Source organism: Planctomycetaceae bacterium (genome assembly GCA_041398825.1).
GTDB lineage: Bacteria > Planctomycetota > Planctomycetia > Planctomycetales > Planctomycetaceae > F1-80-MAGs062.
The window spans coordinates 16,091-35,503 of record JAWKTX010000026.1; the positions used below are offsets into that span (position 1 = coordinate 16,091).

Here is a 19,413-nt window from a genome sequence, read left to right on the forward strand (position 1 = left end):
AATGAGTGGACTTGTTTATCGTTGGACCTGTTCGTCCCCAGGATTCTTAATTCGCCAGATACGCAGCGTTTGCCGCCGCGACACCGGCTCCGGCAGAGGGAACAACCCCCTGCTGATTCAGGCACTGCTCCAGGGCTGCAAGGAAAAGCAAAACGTTTGATTTTTTGGCCGTCTCGCCCATCAGGCCAATACGCCAGGTTTTTCCCTTCATTGGCCCAAGGCCACCCCCGATTTCGATGCCGAATTCGTTTAACAACTGACCTCGCACTCCGACGTCATCGACACCCTCAGGAATCAGAACCGAATTCAGCATCGGCAGGCATGCCGCAGGGTCCCCGGAATACTGGATCCCCATCGCTGCAAGGCCAGCCTTCAACGCCTTGTGGTGCAATTTATGACGCGCGAATCGTGCCTCAAGACCTTCAGACAACACAAGGCACAGCGCCTGATGCAGCGCGTAATTCATATTGATCGGAGCGGTATGGTGATACGCACGATTGTTGCCCCAGTAATTTCTCAGCATCCCGATATCAAGATACCAGCTCGCGACTCTTGTCTTTCGGGCATCCATTGCTTCAAGAGCGCGCGGACCGAACGTCACAGGCGCAAGGCCAGGAGGGCATCCAAGGCACTTTTGCGAGCCGCTGTAGGCAGCATCGATCCCAAGGCGATCGATTTCGACCGGCAATCCCCCGAGTGAAGTAACGCAATCCACGACGAGAAGTGCTCCGGCGTTATGGACAATCTTCGCGATTTCGTCCAGGCTCTGGCAAGCTCCCGTGGACGTTTCGGCGTGAACGATCCCCACAACCTTTGGCTTGAATCGTTCTACAGCATCAAAGACCTCTTCTGCCGTAAAAACCTCGCCGAATGGGCGCTCGATGGTGCTGACTTCTGCACCGCATCGCCCGGCGACATCTGCCATACGTCCACCGAAAACACCATTCACACACACCAGCATCCGATCGCCCGGCTCGATCAGGTTGACAACACATGCCTCCATGCCGGCACTGCCCGTACCGCTGATCGCCATCGTCATCGGATTCGACGTCTGGAACACTTGCCGCAGCATCGACTGTACGTCATCCATGACCTTCAGGAAATACGGATCAAGGTGACCAACCGTAGGAGCAGCCATCGCAGAAAGAACACTCGGATGGATCTCACTCGGTCCTGGGCCCATCAGGATCCGAGACGGTGGATTCAGTGACGATGGCACTTGATTGCTCATGGGGATTGCGATCGTTAGTGACGGGGCGACGGGTTCTGGCAGGCCGGGAATCGCGTATCAGAGACCCGGGCGCCTTGGATTCTCGGGGAATTCGTCCATTCAGCAATCTAGGCAGAATGATTTACATGGTTTTCTCAGTCGCGAGTCACCCCAGGAGTTCATGAGGCGTCCTCAAACCTCTCAACGAGCAGTGTCGGATCGGGCACTTGGGTGGCGAGTATTACACATCTCTTCGCGGCAGAGCAGCCAACAAAAAAGACACCCAATGCCTATATTCAGCGCAGACGATTTGACAGCAAGGGTTCAAATGTTCATTTAACGCGCGTTGCATTGATGGAAAACTCGATTCAATCCTCTATCAGAGTCGCAGCTGACTATTAGTGGCGCAGCAGTTGCACTATGGATAGGCAGGCGTGAGACCCGAACACTGGGAACAGGAGTCCCTGCTGGAACCCGTTGTCACGTTGGTTCCCCCGAGCCGGTGTCGTCGGTCACCCGGCAAAAGTTCATCCTTTGCAACTGATGACGGTGGTGGTCCATAGAATTCGTCGCGTCTGCGTGTGGCAAACATTCGCAAGAGAAAAGAAATGTCCAACCCAATTGAGGCCTGGAAGGCAGAAAAGCACCCCCTGGACGCCTGGGACGAAATCGTTGCTCATGCCTCGGCGGCAACACCAGCGGAGAACATTCCGCCGCAGGATCTGGAGCGGATGAAATGGCACGGCTTTTTTCACCGCAGGCGGGAGTCGCCGGGCCGCTTTATGAATCGCATACGAGTCACGGCGAACGAGCTTTCGGCGGAGCAGGGCAAAGAGATCGCATTGATGGCGTATGAGTACGGACACGGCATTATCGATATTACGACGCGGGCAGGTGTTCAGATTCAGGGACTTGAGATCAACCACCTCCCCAGGGTGGAGGCTCGCCTGAGAAAAGTGGGGCTGACGGCAAAACAGACGGGCCACGACAACATCCGGAACATATTCGGCCATCCGTTCAGCGGACTGATGCCGCATGAACTGATCGATACTCGCTTGTTATGCCGGGAGGTTGATGCAATCTACCTCAACAGCCGGGAATATTCTGATCTGCCCTGCCGGTTAAACATCTGCTTCAATGGGTCAGAGGATCACCCGGTACATCTCTGGACCCAGGACCTCAGCTTTCTGGCATCTCGAAACGCTGACGGAGAAGCTGGGTTTCAAGTGCTGATTGCCGGGACGCAAGGCCAGGAACCACGACGCGCGTGGCATTTACCTGTGTTCGTTTACCCCGATCAGGTCGTGGCGTTCACCCAGTCCATCCTGGATTTGTTCAGACTGAAGGGTTCCCGGGAGAAACGATCCAGGTCCCGCCTTCGTTTTCTGGTGGAAACCATCGGCGTCGATGGCGTGCTGGAATGGCTGAAGGTATCCCTGCCGTTTCAACTGGAGCCAGCGAATTCCGAGCCAATACCGACAGCGGCAACCGAAGAATGGGTGGGATGGTTTCGCCAGAGTGATCCGGGGCTCTGGACGATGGGGCTTTCCGTCCCTTTGGGACGGCTGAGCTGGCGGCAGGTGGAAGGACTCGCAATCCTCAGTCGAAAGTGGGGCGATGGCCACCTGCGAACAACTCATGAGCAGGGTATTGCTGTCATCAATATCCCAACAGCATTTAAGTCGGCCGCTGCAACCGATGCGGCCGCGCTGGGATTGAGCATGCATGCAGATGAATACGATCGCAACACGATGGCTTGCACAGGACGTCAATTCTGCGACATGGCGGTCACGGAAACGAAAGGACACATGCTGCAGTTGATAGATAAACTACGCAAGCGTGCTCTTAAGTTACACGGCATTCGAATTCACATGAGCGGATGCCCCTGCAGTTGCGCACAGCACTTCACGGCCGACATTGGACTCAAAGGAGTGCGTGTCCGCAGATTCCCTGGCACTCGCGAGGGCTTTGATGTGTTCCTCGGAGGTGGAATTTCCGGACAGGTGAATCTGGGGCTTCCCTATCGTTTGGGGGTCGACGTCGATCAGCTACCAAACCTCGTGGAAGAAATTACCAATGAGTATTATCTGCGGCACAAGCCCGGCCAAACCTTCAGCAGCTTTTGGCGAGATCGAATTCAGGCGGAAGAGGCGAAAAGGGTCGGTGATACGGACTACATGCCCCCAACCTGGGTCTGTGACGGCTGCAGTCATCATCACCAGGGAGAAGATCCTCCGGTTTACTGTCCTGGTTGTGCGGGACTGCGGCGGCTCTTCGCACGCATTGAAGTGACTGCAGACTCCGGAAAAGATGCCGGAGGCAGGCAGACAATGTCGTCTTTGCAGGCCGCCCATCATGAGCAGACGAATGGATTCATGATGGCCGCGATGCTCAGTGACATTCCAGCAGATGCCGGGCTGACCGTTTCGCTGGATGGTCAGCACTACGCGTTGTTCCGGCACGATGGTGGCGTTCGCTGCATTGACGGGGTGTGCCCACATGACAGGGCCTTGCTTGGCGATGGGGGCTTTTGTAATGGCCTTGTCGTATGCCCGGGGCATAATGAGGCGTTCGATGTCTGTACCGGTTGCGACAATCAACATCCGGGCGAAAGAGTCAGAACGTACGAAACGAGGGTTGAAAACGGCCGAGTCCTGATTCGACTGAGAAATCAAACACCAGCCACGCAGAAGGTCATCAGGACAGGCCAACGATTCTCCGGCACTGCGACGACTCCTGGTGCGAAAATCTCCACGGCGCCACCGGGTCCCCCGCCCGCGGCAACTGCTGAGCTGACCGTCGTTCAGATCATTGATGAAACGCCCGACGTTAAGACATTTCAGCTGGATAACTCTGCAGAGCGGATCCCTTTTGATGTCCCCGGAAAGTTTGCCAGAGTCTGCGCCAGTATCGATGGAGTGGACATCTGGAGAAGCTTTACATTGAGCTCATCACCCGTACAGCCCAAACTCCTTGAGCTGACCATCAAGCGCAATCCGCACGGACAGATGACAAACTTTTTGTTCGACAGCGTTCGCATCGGACAGAAACTCAAAATTAAAGGTGCTGATGGTGCGTACTTCTTTGACCCCGAGATCCATCCGGAGCCGCTTGTGCTGGTCTCGGCCGGCATTGGAATTACGCCGATGCTTGCCATCACTCGCTTCATTAAACAAACCGGGATCCGACGACAGGTCCTCTTTCTGCATGGAGCACGGACGCCTGTTGACATCATTCGACATGATGAATGCCTGAAACTGTCCAAAACAGACTCATGGTTCCACTATTCTGTCTGGCTCACACAGCCCCCGTCAGGATGGACTGGATTCACTGGGCGTCTGGGCCCGGTGCAGGTCCTGAGCCAGGTGGCAGATCCGATCGGATCCCGATACTTCCTTTGCGGACCAGATCGATTCATGGATGACGTCAGGACGGCCTTGATTGAAGCGGGGGCAGCGAGTGAAAAAATACACACGGAGCGATTTCACGTATACAGTGCTGCCACGATAGTGGCAGTGTGACCGGCAGATTCGCAGCCGAAAGTTGCACCTTCGCAAATCATGTCCAGCAAGAAGTGAATGTGTCGTACTCTCAGTCGCACAGCTACCCAGTTCGGCGGAAACTGCGATTGTTTCTGTCTGTCGGCAGTAAGGGCTTCATTCTCTGAGCCGCCTGGTTTCCGACCCAGATTTTCCAGAGACTTCGGGTGGACAGGGAAGACAAATCGAACCATCGTGCGGCTCCCAGCTGGCAGAGATCCGAAGGAGCAGCCTGCAAGCACGCTGATCGGATGGTATCCATTTCGGTGCGAAAGTAGCCAGAATCTCATGCAAAACAGAATAGCAACTCTTACGACATTAGTATTCGCCATCGTCTGGTCTACTTTTGTCACAATCGGGCAGGCAGCCTTCATTGCACATACGCCGAGCGATCGGCTGGAATCGCAGATTGATGCTCAGGCACGGCGAATTCAGGAACTGGAAGAGCGGCTGGACGAACGGACGAGTCTGTTCGGGAGCATTCCGGTGACCGGTGGGCAATCGTGTGTGCCGTCCCGCGTTGTACGAGTTCCCGTGGTGGCAGAATTTCCCGAGCCCGAATCGTGCGGTGAATCCGAAGGCCGGAAGTTTCTTAAGCTGGACTACTACGCTGACTACGACAAGGGATTTGTGATTCGGCCGGTCGATCCGAAGAAGCACCCGTTCGAACTGAAGGTTGACGGCTGGGTGCAGTTTCGACATCACGCTTTTGCGCGAGATACCGACAACTGGACCGATAACGCCGGTGTGACGCGGCCCGTGCAGAATCGCAACGCTTTCGACATTGAACGTGCTCGACTGAACCTGTCCGGGACGGTCATCGACCCGCGTTCCACGTTTTTCATTCAAATCGACGGAGACACTGATGGTGCTCACACGCTCGACTTCTTCGACTACTGGTGGGCCTGGCAGTTCAGCGATTCGTTTCAGATTCAAATGGGCAAGCGTAAAGTTCCGGGTAGTCGTCAGTGGCTGCTGGGGGCTCGTCGAACACGTCTGGTCGATCGCCCGATGGCGACCGACTTCTTCCGACCGGACCGCACGGTGGGCATATTCGGGGTTGGTACGCTGGGCGAAACCGGTCACTATGAAGTGATGGTGGGCAACGGTTACTCGTCAGCCAACATTCCCAATTCAGCGTCCGACAACCGCCTGACCTTTGCCGCCACGAACTACTTCGATCTCCTGGGAGACTTTGGCGGCCAACTGGTCGACTTCAGCAATTCCGACGATCCGCTGGTGCGAATTGGACATTCGTTCGTTTATTCACCCCAGGCTGGGCGTGCCACAGGCACTCCACTGGATGAAGCAGATTTTGTTCGTCTGGCGGACGGCACAAAACTTGTCCAAACAGGTGCTCTCGCGCCGGGGACCACGGTGACTGGCTTTGATGTCCTGTTGTACAGTGTGGATGCGGCGTGGAAATATCGGGGCTGGAGCGTCGACGCCGAGATGTACCTGCGATGGATCAATCAGCTTCAGGGCGACGGACCGCTACCGGAATCAGAGATCTTTCAGAAGGGCGTCTTTGTGGAAGGCGGTCGCTTTTTGATTCCCAAACTGCTCGACTTCAACGTGAGATACTCTCACGTCAGCGGCGAGTTCGGAAACGCATCCGAGTATGCTGCAGGGTTCAACTGGTACCCTCTAAAAAAATCGACGATGAAGGTTTCGTTCGACGTGACATCACTCGATGGCAGCCCGTTGCAGAACACCACCTCGGATATTCTCGTGGGGGACGACGGCACCTTATTTCGAACGCAGTTCCAGGCGGAATTCTAAACGCTCGCTCAACTTATCCTACGGCTTTTCACTCAACGGCACGTCGCGATACGACACGTGGCAGGCCTTGCAGTTGGCCAGAATGCGTTCCATCTGCATGCCGAGTTCCGCTGGTGGTGCAGCGGGCGATGGCGACGACTGGCGTGCATCGTTCCACATGTTGAGCTGCGCTTCGAGTTCCTGCGCGGCGGCTTCGGAGTCTTGCAGCCACTGCTGAAAATCATCGGGCTGCCGTTTTACTTCGTCCGTTCGCAGCATTTCGGTGAACAATTCCCGCAGCAGCAGAGCTTCGTGAGCCGGTTCCAGATCAGGATGATTGGCGGGCGATTTCCAGCCGGCTTCCGCGATCAACTTCAGGTGATCGGCCGCGTGACTCAGATGTACCATGGCTTCGGCCATCGGGGGGATTTTCTGGACCTCCTGGAACTCCACATGCAATTCATTCAACAGAGCCTGCTCGAACGGCGCTGCTTCCTGAGCCGCCTGAAACAGACCGCGATAGCCAGGATTTGTTCCGGCGAGTTCAAGAACGGAGACAGCCATTTCCGGGGGAATCAGTCCGGCCGAAACACACGCCACACTTGCCGCCGCCGGACTGCGGTGTTTGCCATGATGGCAATGGATATAGATCGGGCCGGGAAGATCATGAACGGCTTTGGCCCGTTCGTTAATCCGCTGGCTGGGAATCCCATCGTAGCCGTGCGGCAGATGCACATAGCTCAGCCCATGTCGTTTGGCCGTCGCAACATCGGGCGTCATGCCGTCAACGCTGATGACCGTTTTGATCCCCAGATCGGCCAGTTCCTGAAACGCGGCATCTCCTTCGGGCAGTCCTCCGGAAATGACTTTCGGATGCAATCGCACCGGATTGGGAAGGTGCTGACTGACAAGTTTGACCGGCAGGGCGTCGACCGATGACGCATCGGCAACATCCTTCGGCGTCGATTCTGCCCCTGAGGTTTCGGCTTGATTCGACTGCGGTGTTGGGAGCTGCGGCTGAGAGCACCCGGCGCCACCAATCAGTACGACCAGCCACAACAGGTTGCAATTCATTCTTGCGAAAGTCATTTTAAGCCTCGTAAGCAGGGAGTCATGGAAGAATCATTCGTCAGTGAGCGTCGAGTTCGATTTTGAAGTCGACAGCATCATCGGCCCCGGGGAATGTGATGTGAAACCTGATGCAAAGAGCCTGGTCAGTTTCCGGGATGACCAGACTTCCCTGAGCGTAGTGCGCGGGTTCTGCATCAGATCTGGGTTCGAAGACCATCGGAACCTGCTCAACCAGCACTTTTTCGTCGGCACAGGCAACGACGCTGTTGAAAAGAACGGCATCCGACACGTCGACGCCATCCTTGCTGATTGCAGCCGCAGGTTCAATCGAATCACCAATGTGAAAATGATCTCCATGATGCCCGAGTTGGACGAGATAACCATTCACTTCAACATCCTGTTTGACCCAAACCCGTTCATCACCTTCCGCATGACTGTGCCCGTGAGCCCCATCCGACATTTCAGCAGGCACGCCACCCACCGGAGTTTGTTGTCGATCACTGTCGGCACAGCCAGCCGCGAGCACGGCGACACTCAATACCAGACAACGAAGAGCAGATTTCATTCGACCACCCCTGTGTTAAGACTTCCTGGGAACAGGAAATTTGTTTACGCGTTGAGTCCGTTTTCTAACGGACGTAGGTTCTTTCACGTTGGCTCAGCCATTTGAGTGCGCAAGCAGCCACATAACCCTCTGGGACGTCGTCGATTCCTCAGACGTGGCCTCTCCAACGCCGAAGTTTGCCAGTGTGGGACTTCTTTCGGTCAGGAGTGATACGGCAACGAGTCGAGCGGCGACGTTGGCGAACGGCACAATTTGAGCCGCAATCACGGCTGGCTGATCCGTCTGCTCGCCCGTCTGATACTCTGAATCGGGGAATCGGGGAATCATCCAGAACTCGCCGATCACTTCGCCTCCTGCACGAGTGCCCAGAGCGTTGTACACATTCTCGTCGATATTCTCACTGATGGCTCGCACGGAACCATCCCCCATGGCGAACTGGCCGATGCCGGTATGCGGAGCTGACAGTCCTTTGTCATCAGTGCCAGGCTGATTCGGACGGAACTGTGTTTCGAACAGAACCATGTGCCCGTGATCATCGGTAAGATCGGTCACCTCCCGGACCGCGGCGGCCCAGGCGGTTTCGAACAATTGATGGCCACCCGCCGTTGTCGCAGGCAGAGGACCGTTGGTGCGTTCGCCGAGGAACAATGTGTTGCTGAGTCCGTCCGTGATGTCGCGAAACTTTGTACGGCTGTTGCGATAAAACACACCTCTACTCTGCAGAGGCGTGTCATCCAGATTCACCGTCGCTGTTGAAGGCCCCCAGTTGGCCGCATAACTGGCCGCTCCGTATTGCTCAATCGGGCTGACGGTGTCATCCCGTACCACGAAGTGCCCTTCTGAATACGGATCAGACGGACACAGAAACACGGACAAATGAGCTTCTCGCGGAATCAACTGCGAGACATCAAATACCGGAATGTTGAAGTTGAACTGGTCATACAGATTCTTCTGTTCGAGTTGCGGAAGAATCATACAGCCCCACGCAAAACCCATGTGATTTGCTCCGGAACCCGCCGGATCAAACTTGTGCAGATATCCAGGCGGCAAAAGCCCGTGGGTGGATTCGTAATTGTGCAGCCCCAGAGCCAGTTGCTTCAGATTATTCTTGCAGCTCGATCGACGAGCGGCCTCGCGTGCCTGCTGCACCGCCGGCAGCAGCAACGCAATCAAAATGGCAATGATCGCAATCACCACCAGCAATTCAATGAGTGTGAAGCCTCGCGGCGAGGCCCCGAATTTGAAACAGACATAGTTTCCTCAAGATGCCGCGCTGTCCATCCAGACGCTGACAGGGGAATATGCGATCTCGTCTGTGTCGGCAGGACCAACGACAGCACTCAGCATAAGAGGACGTAAACGTCGACATGAAGCGGCGTCCGCGAAGCCACAAATGCGGCGCACGAACGAACACAAATCACACGAGCGACCTGACGCCGAGTGTTGGAAGAATAGAAGTTTCAGAGAGACCCGCTGCTGCCAGCCGTATTGCTCGAACAGAGTCGGTTCTCCGGACAGCGATCAGCTCAACTCCGCAGGAGGAACCGGAACATCGTCAGGAAGTCTCTGGTCCAGCGTGCCGGACGGAAATAAACCGTAGCTGGACTGACGGTCTACCAGGTTCGCGTGATATCCGGAAGCGGACCAAACGACAGCAGCAGCAAATGGACAAGCCGAGCCATACTGAATGGACTGCTGATCACGACAACATCCGAAGTTGCCGCGTTGGCTTCCGCAGGCCTCACGAGCGTCGGTGAATCGTCACCCCCCTTCCAGTCCGGCAACGTCAGTTCAAACCACAGAAAGCTGATGTGAATATGACTGTGGGATTCCGACAACTCTCCGGATGCCAGGTCCGTCGCTGCGTCATCCGCTTCACGCCGATGCTCGTGGCTGTGAGAATGTCCGCTATGCGAATGCGTGTGCCCGCTATGCGAATGCGTGTGCCCGCCATGCGAATGCGTGTGCTCGCTATGCGAATGCCGGTGCGCGCCGTGGTTTGCAGAACCTGAGTTTCTCGCATGAGAGTGGCTTTCGTCACCGTTTTCGTGCGCATGGCGAAACCCAGGGCTGATAAACAGTGTCACAACCAGCAACAATGCAACCAGCGCAACAACGATCGCCTGACCTGTCCGACGTCGTGACATGCTGAGATCGTACCAACGGGCCAACGCGAAGCAATGCGGAGCGTCGCGAGGACGACCGAAATGCGAAATGTTAATCGAAAGTTCATCGCGTTGGATTGCATGGATCCGTTTCGACGATTCCCGCAACGGACTCTGTCGGGGCATCTGCACTGGTAGTCCGCGATGAAATCTGACCGCGGTTCAGGTTCGATGGATCGATTGCAATCTTTCAACATTGTAATCTTTCAACATACTGATACTCTAACCATCATGAGAACGTCTGATGGTTGGATTCGAAGGATCGCATTTCCGTGAACCGCCTACCCGGTCGCCTGCGTCAACGACATGGCGCCTGCCCCCTTTGCTCACGCAGGAAACTTTGCTGTCAGATTCAACAAGGCATAGAGGAACATTCAGATGTTGCAAAAACGAAAATCGGGGTTTACTCTGATTGAACTTCTTGTGGTCATTGCGATCATCGCTGTCCTGATTGCGCTGTTGCTGCCGGCTGTCCAGCAGGCTCGCGAGGCGGCTCGGCGGACACAGTGCAAGAGCCACCTCAAGCAACTCGGCATCGCTCTGCACAACTATCATGACGTCCACAATACATTCCCACCGAATCTGATTCCCGGCGGTCGACCGGGGTCCGGCGGATACATTGGCTATTCGCAGGGCAATTGGGGAGTCATGGCCTATCTGACTCCGTTTCTGGAACAGACGGCTGTTTATGGGTTGCTCAATCTGGAGTCGCCAACCTACCAGAACGTTAGTGGTTCATGGATCATTCCTGATGCCAACAATCGACTGGCGGCGGCCACTTTGGTTCCTTTGTATTTGTGCCCGTCCGATTCGTCGCAGAAGGTGTCCAGCAACTGGGGAGTTACCGAAGGAATTGGCCCGACCAACTATTGTGCCAATATGGGAACGGGAATCGATCCGACCGGAGTCAATCATGGATCGCCATACAACGCCGATGGCGTCTTTTTTGCGGATTCCAAAATTCGCTTTGCGTTCATCACCGATGGTTCCAGCAATACGGCGGCGATGACAGAAAGTCTGCTGGGCGAGGGACCCACGGTGTCCGGAGCCGCGACGCCGCCCGCTTCGGAAAAGAAGGCTTATCGCAATCTGGCGTTTGGCACCAGTATCTCAGATGCAAACTGCGCGGCCGCCACGACTTACAATCAGTCAGATCCGAGACAGTTTTCGTGGTATTCAGGCGAAATTCGTTGTGCATCGTATAACCACTACTACGGCCCCAACAGCAAACAGTATGACTGCGTGGCCAATGCAGCAGCTTCACTGGGATACATCGCATCCGGCTGGAAAGCACCGCGAAGTCAGCATGTTGGTGGAGTGAATCTTTTACTGTGCGATGGTTCCTGCCGCTTTATCAGCGACAGCATCGACGCAGGAATCTGGCGTGCCCTGGGAACTCGTTCCGGCGGCGAAGTGATCGGCGAGTTTTAAGTCGCAGCAACTCCATCGTGTCTCTGTCTCCATTGGATCAGACATGCCTGAAACAAAAAACCTGGTCTCACTAACGCCCGACGATGTCGCTCAATGGTATCGAGACGGCTACGTGATCGTGCGAGGCGTGTTTCGCACAGACGAAATGAACGCTCTTTCCAATGAGGCGTGGCGGCTGACTCAGCAGGAAGACTTAATCGACAAGCACAACCTGCGTTGTCGGTTTCGTGAAACCCATGACAGCGTCGACTGTCTATGGGAAACGTTTGATCCTGTAATTGACTTAAGCTCTGTGTGCGAAAGCTTTGCACACGATCAAAGGTTGCTGAACATTCTGCAGGATCTGTACGGCGAACGGGCGTATTTGTTCAAGGACAAGCTGATCTTTAAGCAGCCTGGGACGAAGGGTTATGAGTTGCATCAGGACTGGATTGCCTGGCCCGGATTTCCTCGAAGCTTTCTGACGGTACTGGTTCCGATTGATGCGTCCACAGAAGGCAATGGCTGCACCGAAGTCTTTCCGGGCTATCACAGGCAGGGATGTCTCACACCCGAAGATGGTCAGTATCACGGGCTGCCCGACAACACTGTCGATGAAGCTCAGCGAATTCCACTGGTTCTTGATCCCGGAGACATCGCCATCTTCGACGGCTTCACGCCTCATCGATCGGCAGCCAACCTGTCCGATTGCTGGCGCCGTCAACTGTACCTCAGCTACAACGCTGCTTCCGATGGCGGCGACCAGCGTGACGCTCATTATGTCGAATTTCATGACTACCTGCGGAAACGTTACTCGGAACACAACTTTCAGGAAACATATTTCCGGTGATCCGTCATGAATGAATCAGCAGTGCCCCACACCGGCGCGACGATATCGCCAGCAACATCTTCAAACCGGTACGCCTGGATGATGGTTGTCGTTGCTGCGCTGGCGATGGTGGCGACGCTGCCCGGTCGAACGCACGGTCTGGGCATGATCACCGAACGCCTGCTGAACGATCCGGTTCTGCAGCTGGATCGCATCTCTTACAGTCGTATCAACCTGTGGGGGACACTGCTGGGAGGCCTGTTTTGTCTGCCGTGCGGCTGGATGATTGATCGGTTTGGCCTGCGAATTTCGCTGACCTTTACCGTGGCTGCTTTGGCAGCGACCGTGTTGTGGATGACTCGCCTGACCAGCCCGATTCAGTTTTCCGCGGCCATTGTGCTGACTCGAGGCTTCGGTCAAAGCGCGTTGTCGGTTATCAGTATTACGATGGTCGGCAAGTGGTTTACGGGACGGCTGAGTTTATCGATGGCCGTCTATTCGCTGTTGCTCTCGTTGGGATTCGCCTATGCAGCTCAACTGGCAAAGCCGTGGGCTGATGCCGACTGGCGACTTGTCTGGAGCGGCATGGGCTATCTGCTGGTGCTGTTCGCTGTGGTTTGCGCGTTCGCTGTTCGTGATCCGCAACGATCGGCCGAACGCAAGTCCAAAACAACCATCGGATCCGCTAACTCCGATCCCGACCGTGCCGTTTCAGATAATACGGAGATGGCGAGTTGCTGTTCGACGGGCATCGATCCGATCAAAACAATGTCGGTTGAAAACAGCATGACAACCGCGGCTGCGCTCAGAACTCAAGCCTTCTGGGTGTTCGCTCTTTCCATTTCGCTGGTTGGACTGATGAGTTCCGGGTTGTCACTGTTTAATGAATCGGTGTTGACCGCTCAGGGATTTCCCAAAGATGTTTTCTACAACCTGATCACGCTGACGGGCACTGTCGGTTTGTTGGCCAAATTGCCGGTTGGGTGGCTGGGACAACGCTGTCGACTTAATCGAATGCTGACCGTTGGTCTGATGTTGCAGGCGGTCTGTATGTTTGCGCTTCCATCGATTCGTAGTACCATCGGCATCACGCTGTACGGAGCTGCGATGGGAGTCTCCGGAACCATAACGACTGTTCTGTTCTTTACCGTTTGGGGCCAGGTGTTCGGACAGAAACATCTGGGCCAAATCCAGTCACTGGCCCAAATGCTGACAGTTGTGTTTTCCGCCGTCGGGCCATTGGTGTTCGGCAAATGCTTTGCAAATTTCTGCAGCTATCAGCCCGCATTTTGGGGCATTTCTGCGGTATCGATAGCATTCGCGATCTGGTCGTGGCTCATCGCGTTGCCGGAAACTGAGGGCGAAGCATCACGCGATTTGTCTTCCACGACCCGTTCTGTGTTCAATTACCAATCTGTTCCTCAGGAGTCATAACCATGGCCGCAGTTATTCAATCGTCGCCTGCTGAAAGCGTGCCCGTAACCGAAGCCGAGCAATCGCCAGCTGCCGCTCGGTTTCATCTGTCTCTGAATGTGTCGGACATTGATCGACTGGTGGAATTCTTCCAGCGCGTGTTCGGAGTTGCACCGGCCAAGCATCGGTCGGACTATGCCAAGTTTGAACTTGATTTCCCGCCTCTGGTATTGTCACTGGAACCCGGCTTGCCTGGCGACCAGGGCTCCTTCAATCACGCGGGGTTCCGGTTCGCGACCGTCGCCGATCTGGTCAGCGCTCAGGAACGTTTGGAAGCCGCTGGCATTTCGACTCAACGAGAAGACGGGGTGGAATGCTGTTACGCTCGGCAAACAAAATTCTGGGTACACGATCCCGACGGCCGACTTTGGGAGTTCTATGTGCTGGACGGTGACATCGATCATCGTGGGCAGGGTCAGACAATGGATCAGATGACGGGACACACTTCCGAAGCGGAGTCCGCCGGTCGTTGCTCACTTGCCGAAGTCGCGCCGCAGGTGTACGAACATCGCATGGGAAGTGAAGTGCAGTTTCCCGCAACCGCGTGTGACGAAATTCTCCTTCGCGGCACGTTCAATGTACCCGTCACGGACTTACAGATCATAAATATTCTACAGCAGGCATTCGAAACCCTGCGTCCGGGGGGACACCTGGAACTTCACGTGCTGACCTGCGAATCGGCGATTGAAGGCGATCTGAATCTGCCAGGCCCGGCGGCCTGTGTGACGTTCGTCCCGGTGCGATCGTCGCTGATGCAGTTTGTGACCGATGCGGGGTTTATGGACCAGCAACTGATCACGTTTCGTTCGGGCGCCTGTTTTCAGGCCGACGGTCAGGCATTGCGAGAAACCAAAGTAAGAGCGGCTAAGCCATCGGCTAAATCATCAGAACAGGCCGCGATGGTCGCGTTGATCTATCGTGGCCCGTTTGCCGAAATTAAAGATGACGAAGGATATGTCTGGCGTCGAGGAATACAGGTGTCTGTCTCAGCCTGGCGCTGGCACGAACTTCAGGAACAGGGACTTGCCGACAACTTTACCGTCATTCCCGAAACGGTTGTGACAGGTACTTGTGGCGTTTGATTCATGCGGAATGCCAAAACGTCAGCTCGTCGATTGTTTCGCGTGCAGATGTCGATAAAATCCGAACGTTCATAAGAATAACCAGATGTGCATACGTCAAAGGATGTGCAGACGATGGCAACGCAGGACGTATTTCAGGCAGACTTTTGTGCAGAAAGGCTCAAAGCGCTCGGTGATCCTCATCGGCTGCGCATCGTGGATGCTCTGCGGTACGGCGAAATGACGGTCAGTGATATCGCTGAGTTCCTGGAAGCAGAAGTTGTCACTATTTCGCATCACCTAAAGATTATGAAGTACGCCAGTCTGGTCGAAGTGCGTCGGGAAGGGCGCTTCATGTACTATCGGCTGCATTCGGATGTGATGACATCAGCCAGGAAGGGTTCGAAGTTCCTGGACCTGGGCTGCTGCCGCCTGGAAGTACCGGATCGCGCATAGCAGGGGAATCACACAGCGTTTCACACGTAGCCGAAAGGCCCGGTCCTATCTTAGTCAGCCTGTTGGAAATCAGAACTTGCCCGAGCGAGAGACCTGAAAACACGACGGTCTACAGCTGTCCAGCGTGCCCGTCGCGATTCTTCAACGGAAAATTAGACAGTTGCGTACCACCTGGCCTGTCGGCCGCGGGTGAGGCAAATACGCTCAATAGAAACCATAAACACGGCTCAGCAGAAGAGACAAAATGAAACCAGTTTACATCATGGTTGGAGGCTTTCTTGGTGCGGGCAAAACGACAACGGTCGCGCGTTTGGCACAGCATTTTATGGGGCAGGGCAGGCGAGTCGGCATTGTCACCAATGACCAGACAACAGACCTGGTGGATACCCATAACCTGAGGTCTCAGGGATTTGATGTGGGCGAAGTGGCTGGTTCGTGCTTCTGCTGCAACTTTGATGCCCTGACATCGACCGTCGAAGGACTGGGCGAAGGCGAACTGCCTGAAATCATTCTGGCTGAGCCGGTGGGAAGCTGCACGGATCTGGTGGCGACTGTCATTCGGCCACTGACGGAAGTCTATGGGGTGCCGCTGGATATTGCTCCGTATGGTGTCATCCTGAAACCCAGCCATGGCCTTCGAATTCTGAAGGGTGACAGCAGCAGCGGATTTTCGCCAAAGGCCAATTACATCTTTCGCAAGCAGATTGAAGAAGCTGACTTTGTTGTCATCAATCGCGTCGACGAACTATCTGCCGAGCAGGTGGCCGAACTGCAGACTTTGATCGAAACCGAATACCCTGGCCGCCCGGTCCTGAGGTGTTCGGCCAGAACCGGTGATGGTTTCGATTCGCTGATTGCGATGCTGGAACAGCGTGGCGCGTTTGGTCGGCGGGTCATGGAAGTGGACTACGACGTCTACGCCGAAGGCGAAGCCGAACTTGGCTGGCTGAATAGTCAGGTGGAAGTGACTTCCTCGGTCGACTTCGATCTGGACTTGCTGCTGATGGACCTGATCGGTCGGTTGCACGCGCGACTACTGGCGTCTGCGGCAGAGGCCGCTCATCTGAAGGTAATTGGATTGTGTGATGGCAGTTATGCAGTTGCCAATCTGGTCAGCAATGCGACCGGTCCGGAACTGTCGCTGGGAGCATCCACGAAGACTCAGGCCGCCAATGTTGTGGTGAATGCCCGAGTGGCCACCGACCCTGCCGAACTGGAAAACATCGTCCGCGAAGAACTGGCGGCTGTCTGTTTAAAAATGATGCTTTCACACAAAGTGATTTCCCTGCAGAGCTTTCGACCGGGGCGACCTGTTCCTACGCATCGCATCGTGGAATGAAGACGGTGACCAGCAAACCGATGACTGCAATCCCCATGGAACTCGCACTGGCGTGTAACAACTCGCGAGACAACCTGACGATGAGTTAACGCCCCCGGATCATGGATGGCCAACTGATCCATCTGGGCGAAGGCCACTTACCAATGCTTCTGCTGATGCCTGGTGTGTTTCGACTGTCAGAGCTCGTGTCTTTGGGATCGCACGGTCGGAGGTAGCGTATCGGGGCAGAGACAGCCAGCACGAAAGTCGCCCGTTACGGCGGACAATTCCGTCAAAGCTGGGCCGGCCGCGATGGCTGACGGTACTGATGACCGCTTATTCCGACAGAAAACGGACTTTTAGCCCGTGTTTTTTGAATTCGAATTGAAAAATTCGACCTGACGCGGGAACCGGAGGAATGTTAACATCCCGGTCAAATCATTTTGCGGGAATTCGACGCCGGAATTCTACCTCGTAGCTACCGTCGCCAGATGCTTTCACAACCGTCTGTCGACCGCAGCTACGGAATCTGCCCTGGCCGTTGGACGCCCCCAACACGTCTGCCGACAATGCTCTGCGCAAAATCGGATACGCGTTGCCAGTAGTCGTCCGTTTGTCAGACATCTCCATGCAGTCGTCCATCATTCGTTATCAGGAAGATTTCCTGGATCTTTGCGAGCACATCCGAGCCAGCGGGATTGTCGCCTTCGATACTGAATTTGTCTCCGATTCCGGCTACCGCCCGGAACTTGGTCTGTTGCAGTTCGCAACTCGCGAACGCTGCGTCGCAGTTGACCCTCTGGATGTCCCCAGTCTGGCTGCCTGGTGGGACATTATGGCGGACGATTCCACCACAGTTGTCGTGCATGGCGGTCAGGCAGAAATTCGATTTTGCCTTCAGCAGAGCGGTCGCCCTCCCCAAAAACTGGTCGATGTCCAGATCGCGGAAGGCCTGCGATGCCGAAGCTACCCCCTGTCGTATTCCGGTATCGTCGAACGGGTGCTCGGCAAACGTGTTGCAAGCAATCAGACACGAACAGACTGGCTGCGTCGGCCGCTTTCCGCGGAGCAGATTGAATACGCCCTGGAAGACGTTTCGTTTGTGCTTGATATCTGGGAAACTCAAAGTGCATGGCTGAAGAAAAAAGGCCGACTGGACTGGGCCTGGGCCGAATTCGACCGGATGATCAACGATATTCAGCAGGAAGAACGCGTACAGCCCTGGGAACGACTCACGGGGATTCACAAACTGCCACGCCGCGAACTGGCAGCCGCCCAGCGTTTGGCACAATGGCGGGAAGAAGAAGCAGCATTTCGCAACCGTCCTGCCCGACGGATTCTGCGAGATGATCTTCTGATTGACCTGGCAAAACGTCGCCCCAAAACAGCGCAACAGGCTCTGGCCACACGCGACCTGAATCGGCCGGAATATCGAAAACGACTCGACGACATGCTTGCCGTCATTGAAGACGTCAACCGCCTTTCTGACGATCAGTTACCCAAACGCATGAAGAACCGCCGCGAAGAAACTTCGTCCGATGACCAGGTCATTTCTAAATTGCTCGCACTCGCGCTCGCGAACCGGTGTGCCGAACTGGAAATCGCTCAGACCCTGGTCGGGACGAATCGGGACCTGATGGAACTGGTTCGTTGCGTTCGTTTTCATGAAGGCGAGGTCAATGCAAGGCTTTTAACGGGCTGGCGTGGCGATGTCTGCGGCGAACTGCTTAAGAAAGTGCTTGACGGACGGATGAGTTTTCGGGTCGCCCCGGCCGATTCACCGACCCCACTGTTGTTTGAAGATGCGTCATAAAGAAGATGGCTGACCCTACCATGAATGCTGGCCCCAATCGTTCTGACCGTCGTTTTCTGGGGATCGATGTTGGTGGAACAAACATCAAAGCAGGTGTTGTTGATGACAATGGGATTGTCATTTCCACCAGCAGTGTTCCCACCGAATCTGAAAAAGGACCGGATCACGGAGTGCAGCAGATGCACAAGGTTGCCATGAAGGCAATCCGCGATGCCGATCTGTCACCAGCAGACATTCACGCAGTCGGCCTTGCGACTCCCGGCACGATGGACATTCCCGCCGGAATGCTGCTCGATCCACCCAACCTGCCCGGATGGAAAGACTTTCCTGTGCGGCAGCGAGTGGCCGATGCCATGCAGTTGCCCGTGGTCCTGCAAAACGATGCCAACGCGGCTGCCTATGGAGAATACTGGGCCGGGTCTGCCAAAGAGGCCAACAGCCTGATCTTCTTCACTCTGGGTACGGGCCTGGGCAGCGGCATCATCATTGATGACTTCATTATCGAAGGCGAACACTCTCACGGTGCAGAATGCGGCCACACAATCATCGAGATGGATGATGGTCGGCTTTGCCCCACGGGGCAGTATGGAACGGGCGAAGCCTATTGCAGCGCAACCGCTTTGCTGAAAATGTTCGAAGAAGCCATCGAATCGGGGCGAACCAGCAGCGTCCAGCAAAGAATCAACGAGTCAACGGCCATTTCGCCGCTGATCATTGCTGAAGAAGCCGAACACGGTGACAA

At 55.3% G+C, this 19,413-nt stretch carries 15 protein-coding genes; 10 read left to right on the top strand and 5 right to left on the bottom strand.

From position 1 onward, the window contains the following. Nucleotides 1-46 precede the first annotated feature (46 nt). Nucleotides 47-1,231 carry an alanine--glyoxylate aminotransferase family protein gene (locus tag R3C20_25785; protein MEZ6043917.1) on the bottom strand — a complete coding sequence of 395 codons (1,185 nt, stop codon included), beginning with the start codon at nt 1,229-1,231 and terminating at the stop codon, nt 47-49. 587 nt (nt 1,232-1,818) lie between these two features. Here R3C20_25785 and R3C20_25790 point away from each other — a divergent pair. Together R3C20_25790 and R3C20_25795 are read left to right on the top strand one after the other, a co-directional pair. After that, a complete protein-coding gene (locus R3C20_25790) occupies nt 1,819-4,731 on the top strand; it encodes an FAD-binding oxidoreductase (GenBank protein MEZ6043918.1) in 2,913 nt (970 codons plus the stop codon). 306 nt (nt 4,732-5,037) lie between these two features. Beyond that, nucleotides 5,038-6,531: a porin gene (locus tag R3C20_25795; protein MEZ6043919.1), complete on the top strand. Its 1,494-nt coding sequence runs from the start codon at nt 5,038-5,040 to the stop codon at nt 6,529-6,531. An 18-nt stretch (nt 6,532-6,549) separates the two neighbouring features. Here the strand turns inward: R3C20_25795 and R3C20_25800 are convergent, their stop codons facing one another. The 4 genes from R3C20_25800 to R3C20_25815 all read right to left on the bottom strand — a co-directional run bounded on the left by R3C20_25800 (nt 6,550) and on the right by R3C20_25815 (nt 10,293). Then, on the bottom strand, nt 6,550-7,599 hold the full coding sequence (locus R3C20_25800; protein ID MEZ6043920.1) for a hypothetical protein: 1,050 nt from the start codon (nt 7,597-7,599) through the stop codon (nt 6,550-6,552). Between the two features lie 40 nt (nt 7,600-7,639). Further along, nucleotides 7,640-8,146, bottom strand: coding sequence for a hypothetical protein (locus R3C20_25805; protein ID MEZ6043921.1), 507 nt, complete (start codon nt 8,144-8,146; stop codon nt 7,640-7,642). Between the two features lie 93 nt (nt 8,147-8,239). Further along, nucleotides 8,240-9,340, bottom strand: coding sequence for a DUF1559 domain-containing protein (locus tag R3C20_25810; GenBank protein MEZ6043922.1), 1,101 nt, complete (start codon nt 9,338-9,340; stop codon nt 8,240-8,242). Between the two features lie 419 nt (nt 9,341-9,759). Continuing rightward, the gene (locus R3C20_25815) at nt 9,760-10,293 is read right to left on the bottom strand and encodes a hypothetical protein (GenBank protein MEZ6043923.1); all 534 of its coding nucleotides are present in this window, start codon (nt 10,291-10,293) and stop codon (nt 9,760-9,762) included. A 396-nt stretch (nt 10,294-10,689) separates the two neighbouring features. On the opposite strand from R3C20_25815, the gene R3C20_25820 reads away from it, so the two are divergent. The 8 genes from R3C20_25820 to R3C20_25855 form a co-directional block, all read left to right on the top strand. Continuing rightward, on the top strand, nt 10,690-11,742 hold the full coding sequence (locus R3C20_25820) for a DUF1559 domain-containing protein (GenBank protein ID MEZ6043924.1): 1,053 nt from the start codon (nt 10,690-10,692) through the stop codon (nt 11,740-11,742). Between the two features lie 43 nt (nt 11,743-11,785). Then, nucleotides 11,786-12,571 carry a phytanoyl-CoA dioxygenase family protein gene (locus R3C20_25825; GenBank protein ID MEZ6043925.1) on the top strand — a complete coding sequence of 262 codons (786 nt, stop codon included), beginning with the start codon at nt 11,786-11,788 and terminating at the stop codon, nt 12,569-12,571. A 6-nt stretch (nt 12,572-12,577) separates the two neighbouring features. Continuing rightward, nucleotides 12,578-13,984: an MFS transporter gene (locus R3C20_25830; GenBank protein MEZ6043926.1), complete on the top strand. Its 1,407-nt coding sequence runs from the start codon at nt 12,578-12,580 to the stop codon at nt 13,982-13,984. Between the two features lie 2 nt (nt 13,985-13,986). Next, entirely contained in the window at nt 13,987-15,105 is a 1,119-nt protein-coding gene (locus R3C20_25835; GenBank protein MEZ6043927.1) for an ArsI/CadI family heavy metal resistance metalloenzyme, read from the top strand. An 87-nt stretch (nt 15,106-15,192) separates the two neighbouring features. Continuing rightward, a complete protein-coding gene (locus R3C20_25840) occupies nt 15,193-15,540 on the top strand; it encodes a metalloregulator ArsR/SmtB family transcription factor (GenBank protein ID MEZ6043928.1) in 348 nt (115 codons plus the stop codon). A 244-nt stretch (nt 15,541-15,784) separates the two neighbouring features. After that, the gene (locus tag R3C20_25845; GenBank protein ID MEZ6043929.1) at nt 15,785-16,879 is read left to right on the top strand and encodes a GTP-binding protein; all 1,095 of its coding nucleotides are present in this window, start codon (nt 15,785-15,787) and stop codon (nt 16,877-16,879) included. 574 nt (nt 16,880-17,453) lie between these two features. After that, on the top strand, nt 17,454-18,671 hold the full coding sequence (locus tag R3C20_25850; protein MEZ6043930.1) for an HRDC domain-containing protein: 1,218 nt from the start codon (nt 17,454-17,456) through the stop codon (nt 18,669-18,671). 5 nt (nt 18,672-18,676) lie between these two features. Beyond that, the coding region (locus tag R3C20_25855) for an ROK family protein (protein MEZ6043931.1) at nt 18,677-19,413 on the top strand (737 nt) is incomplete at its 3' end.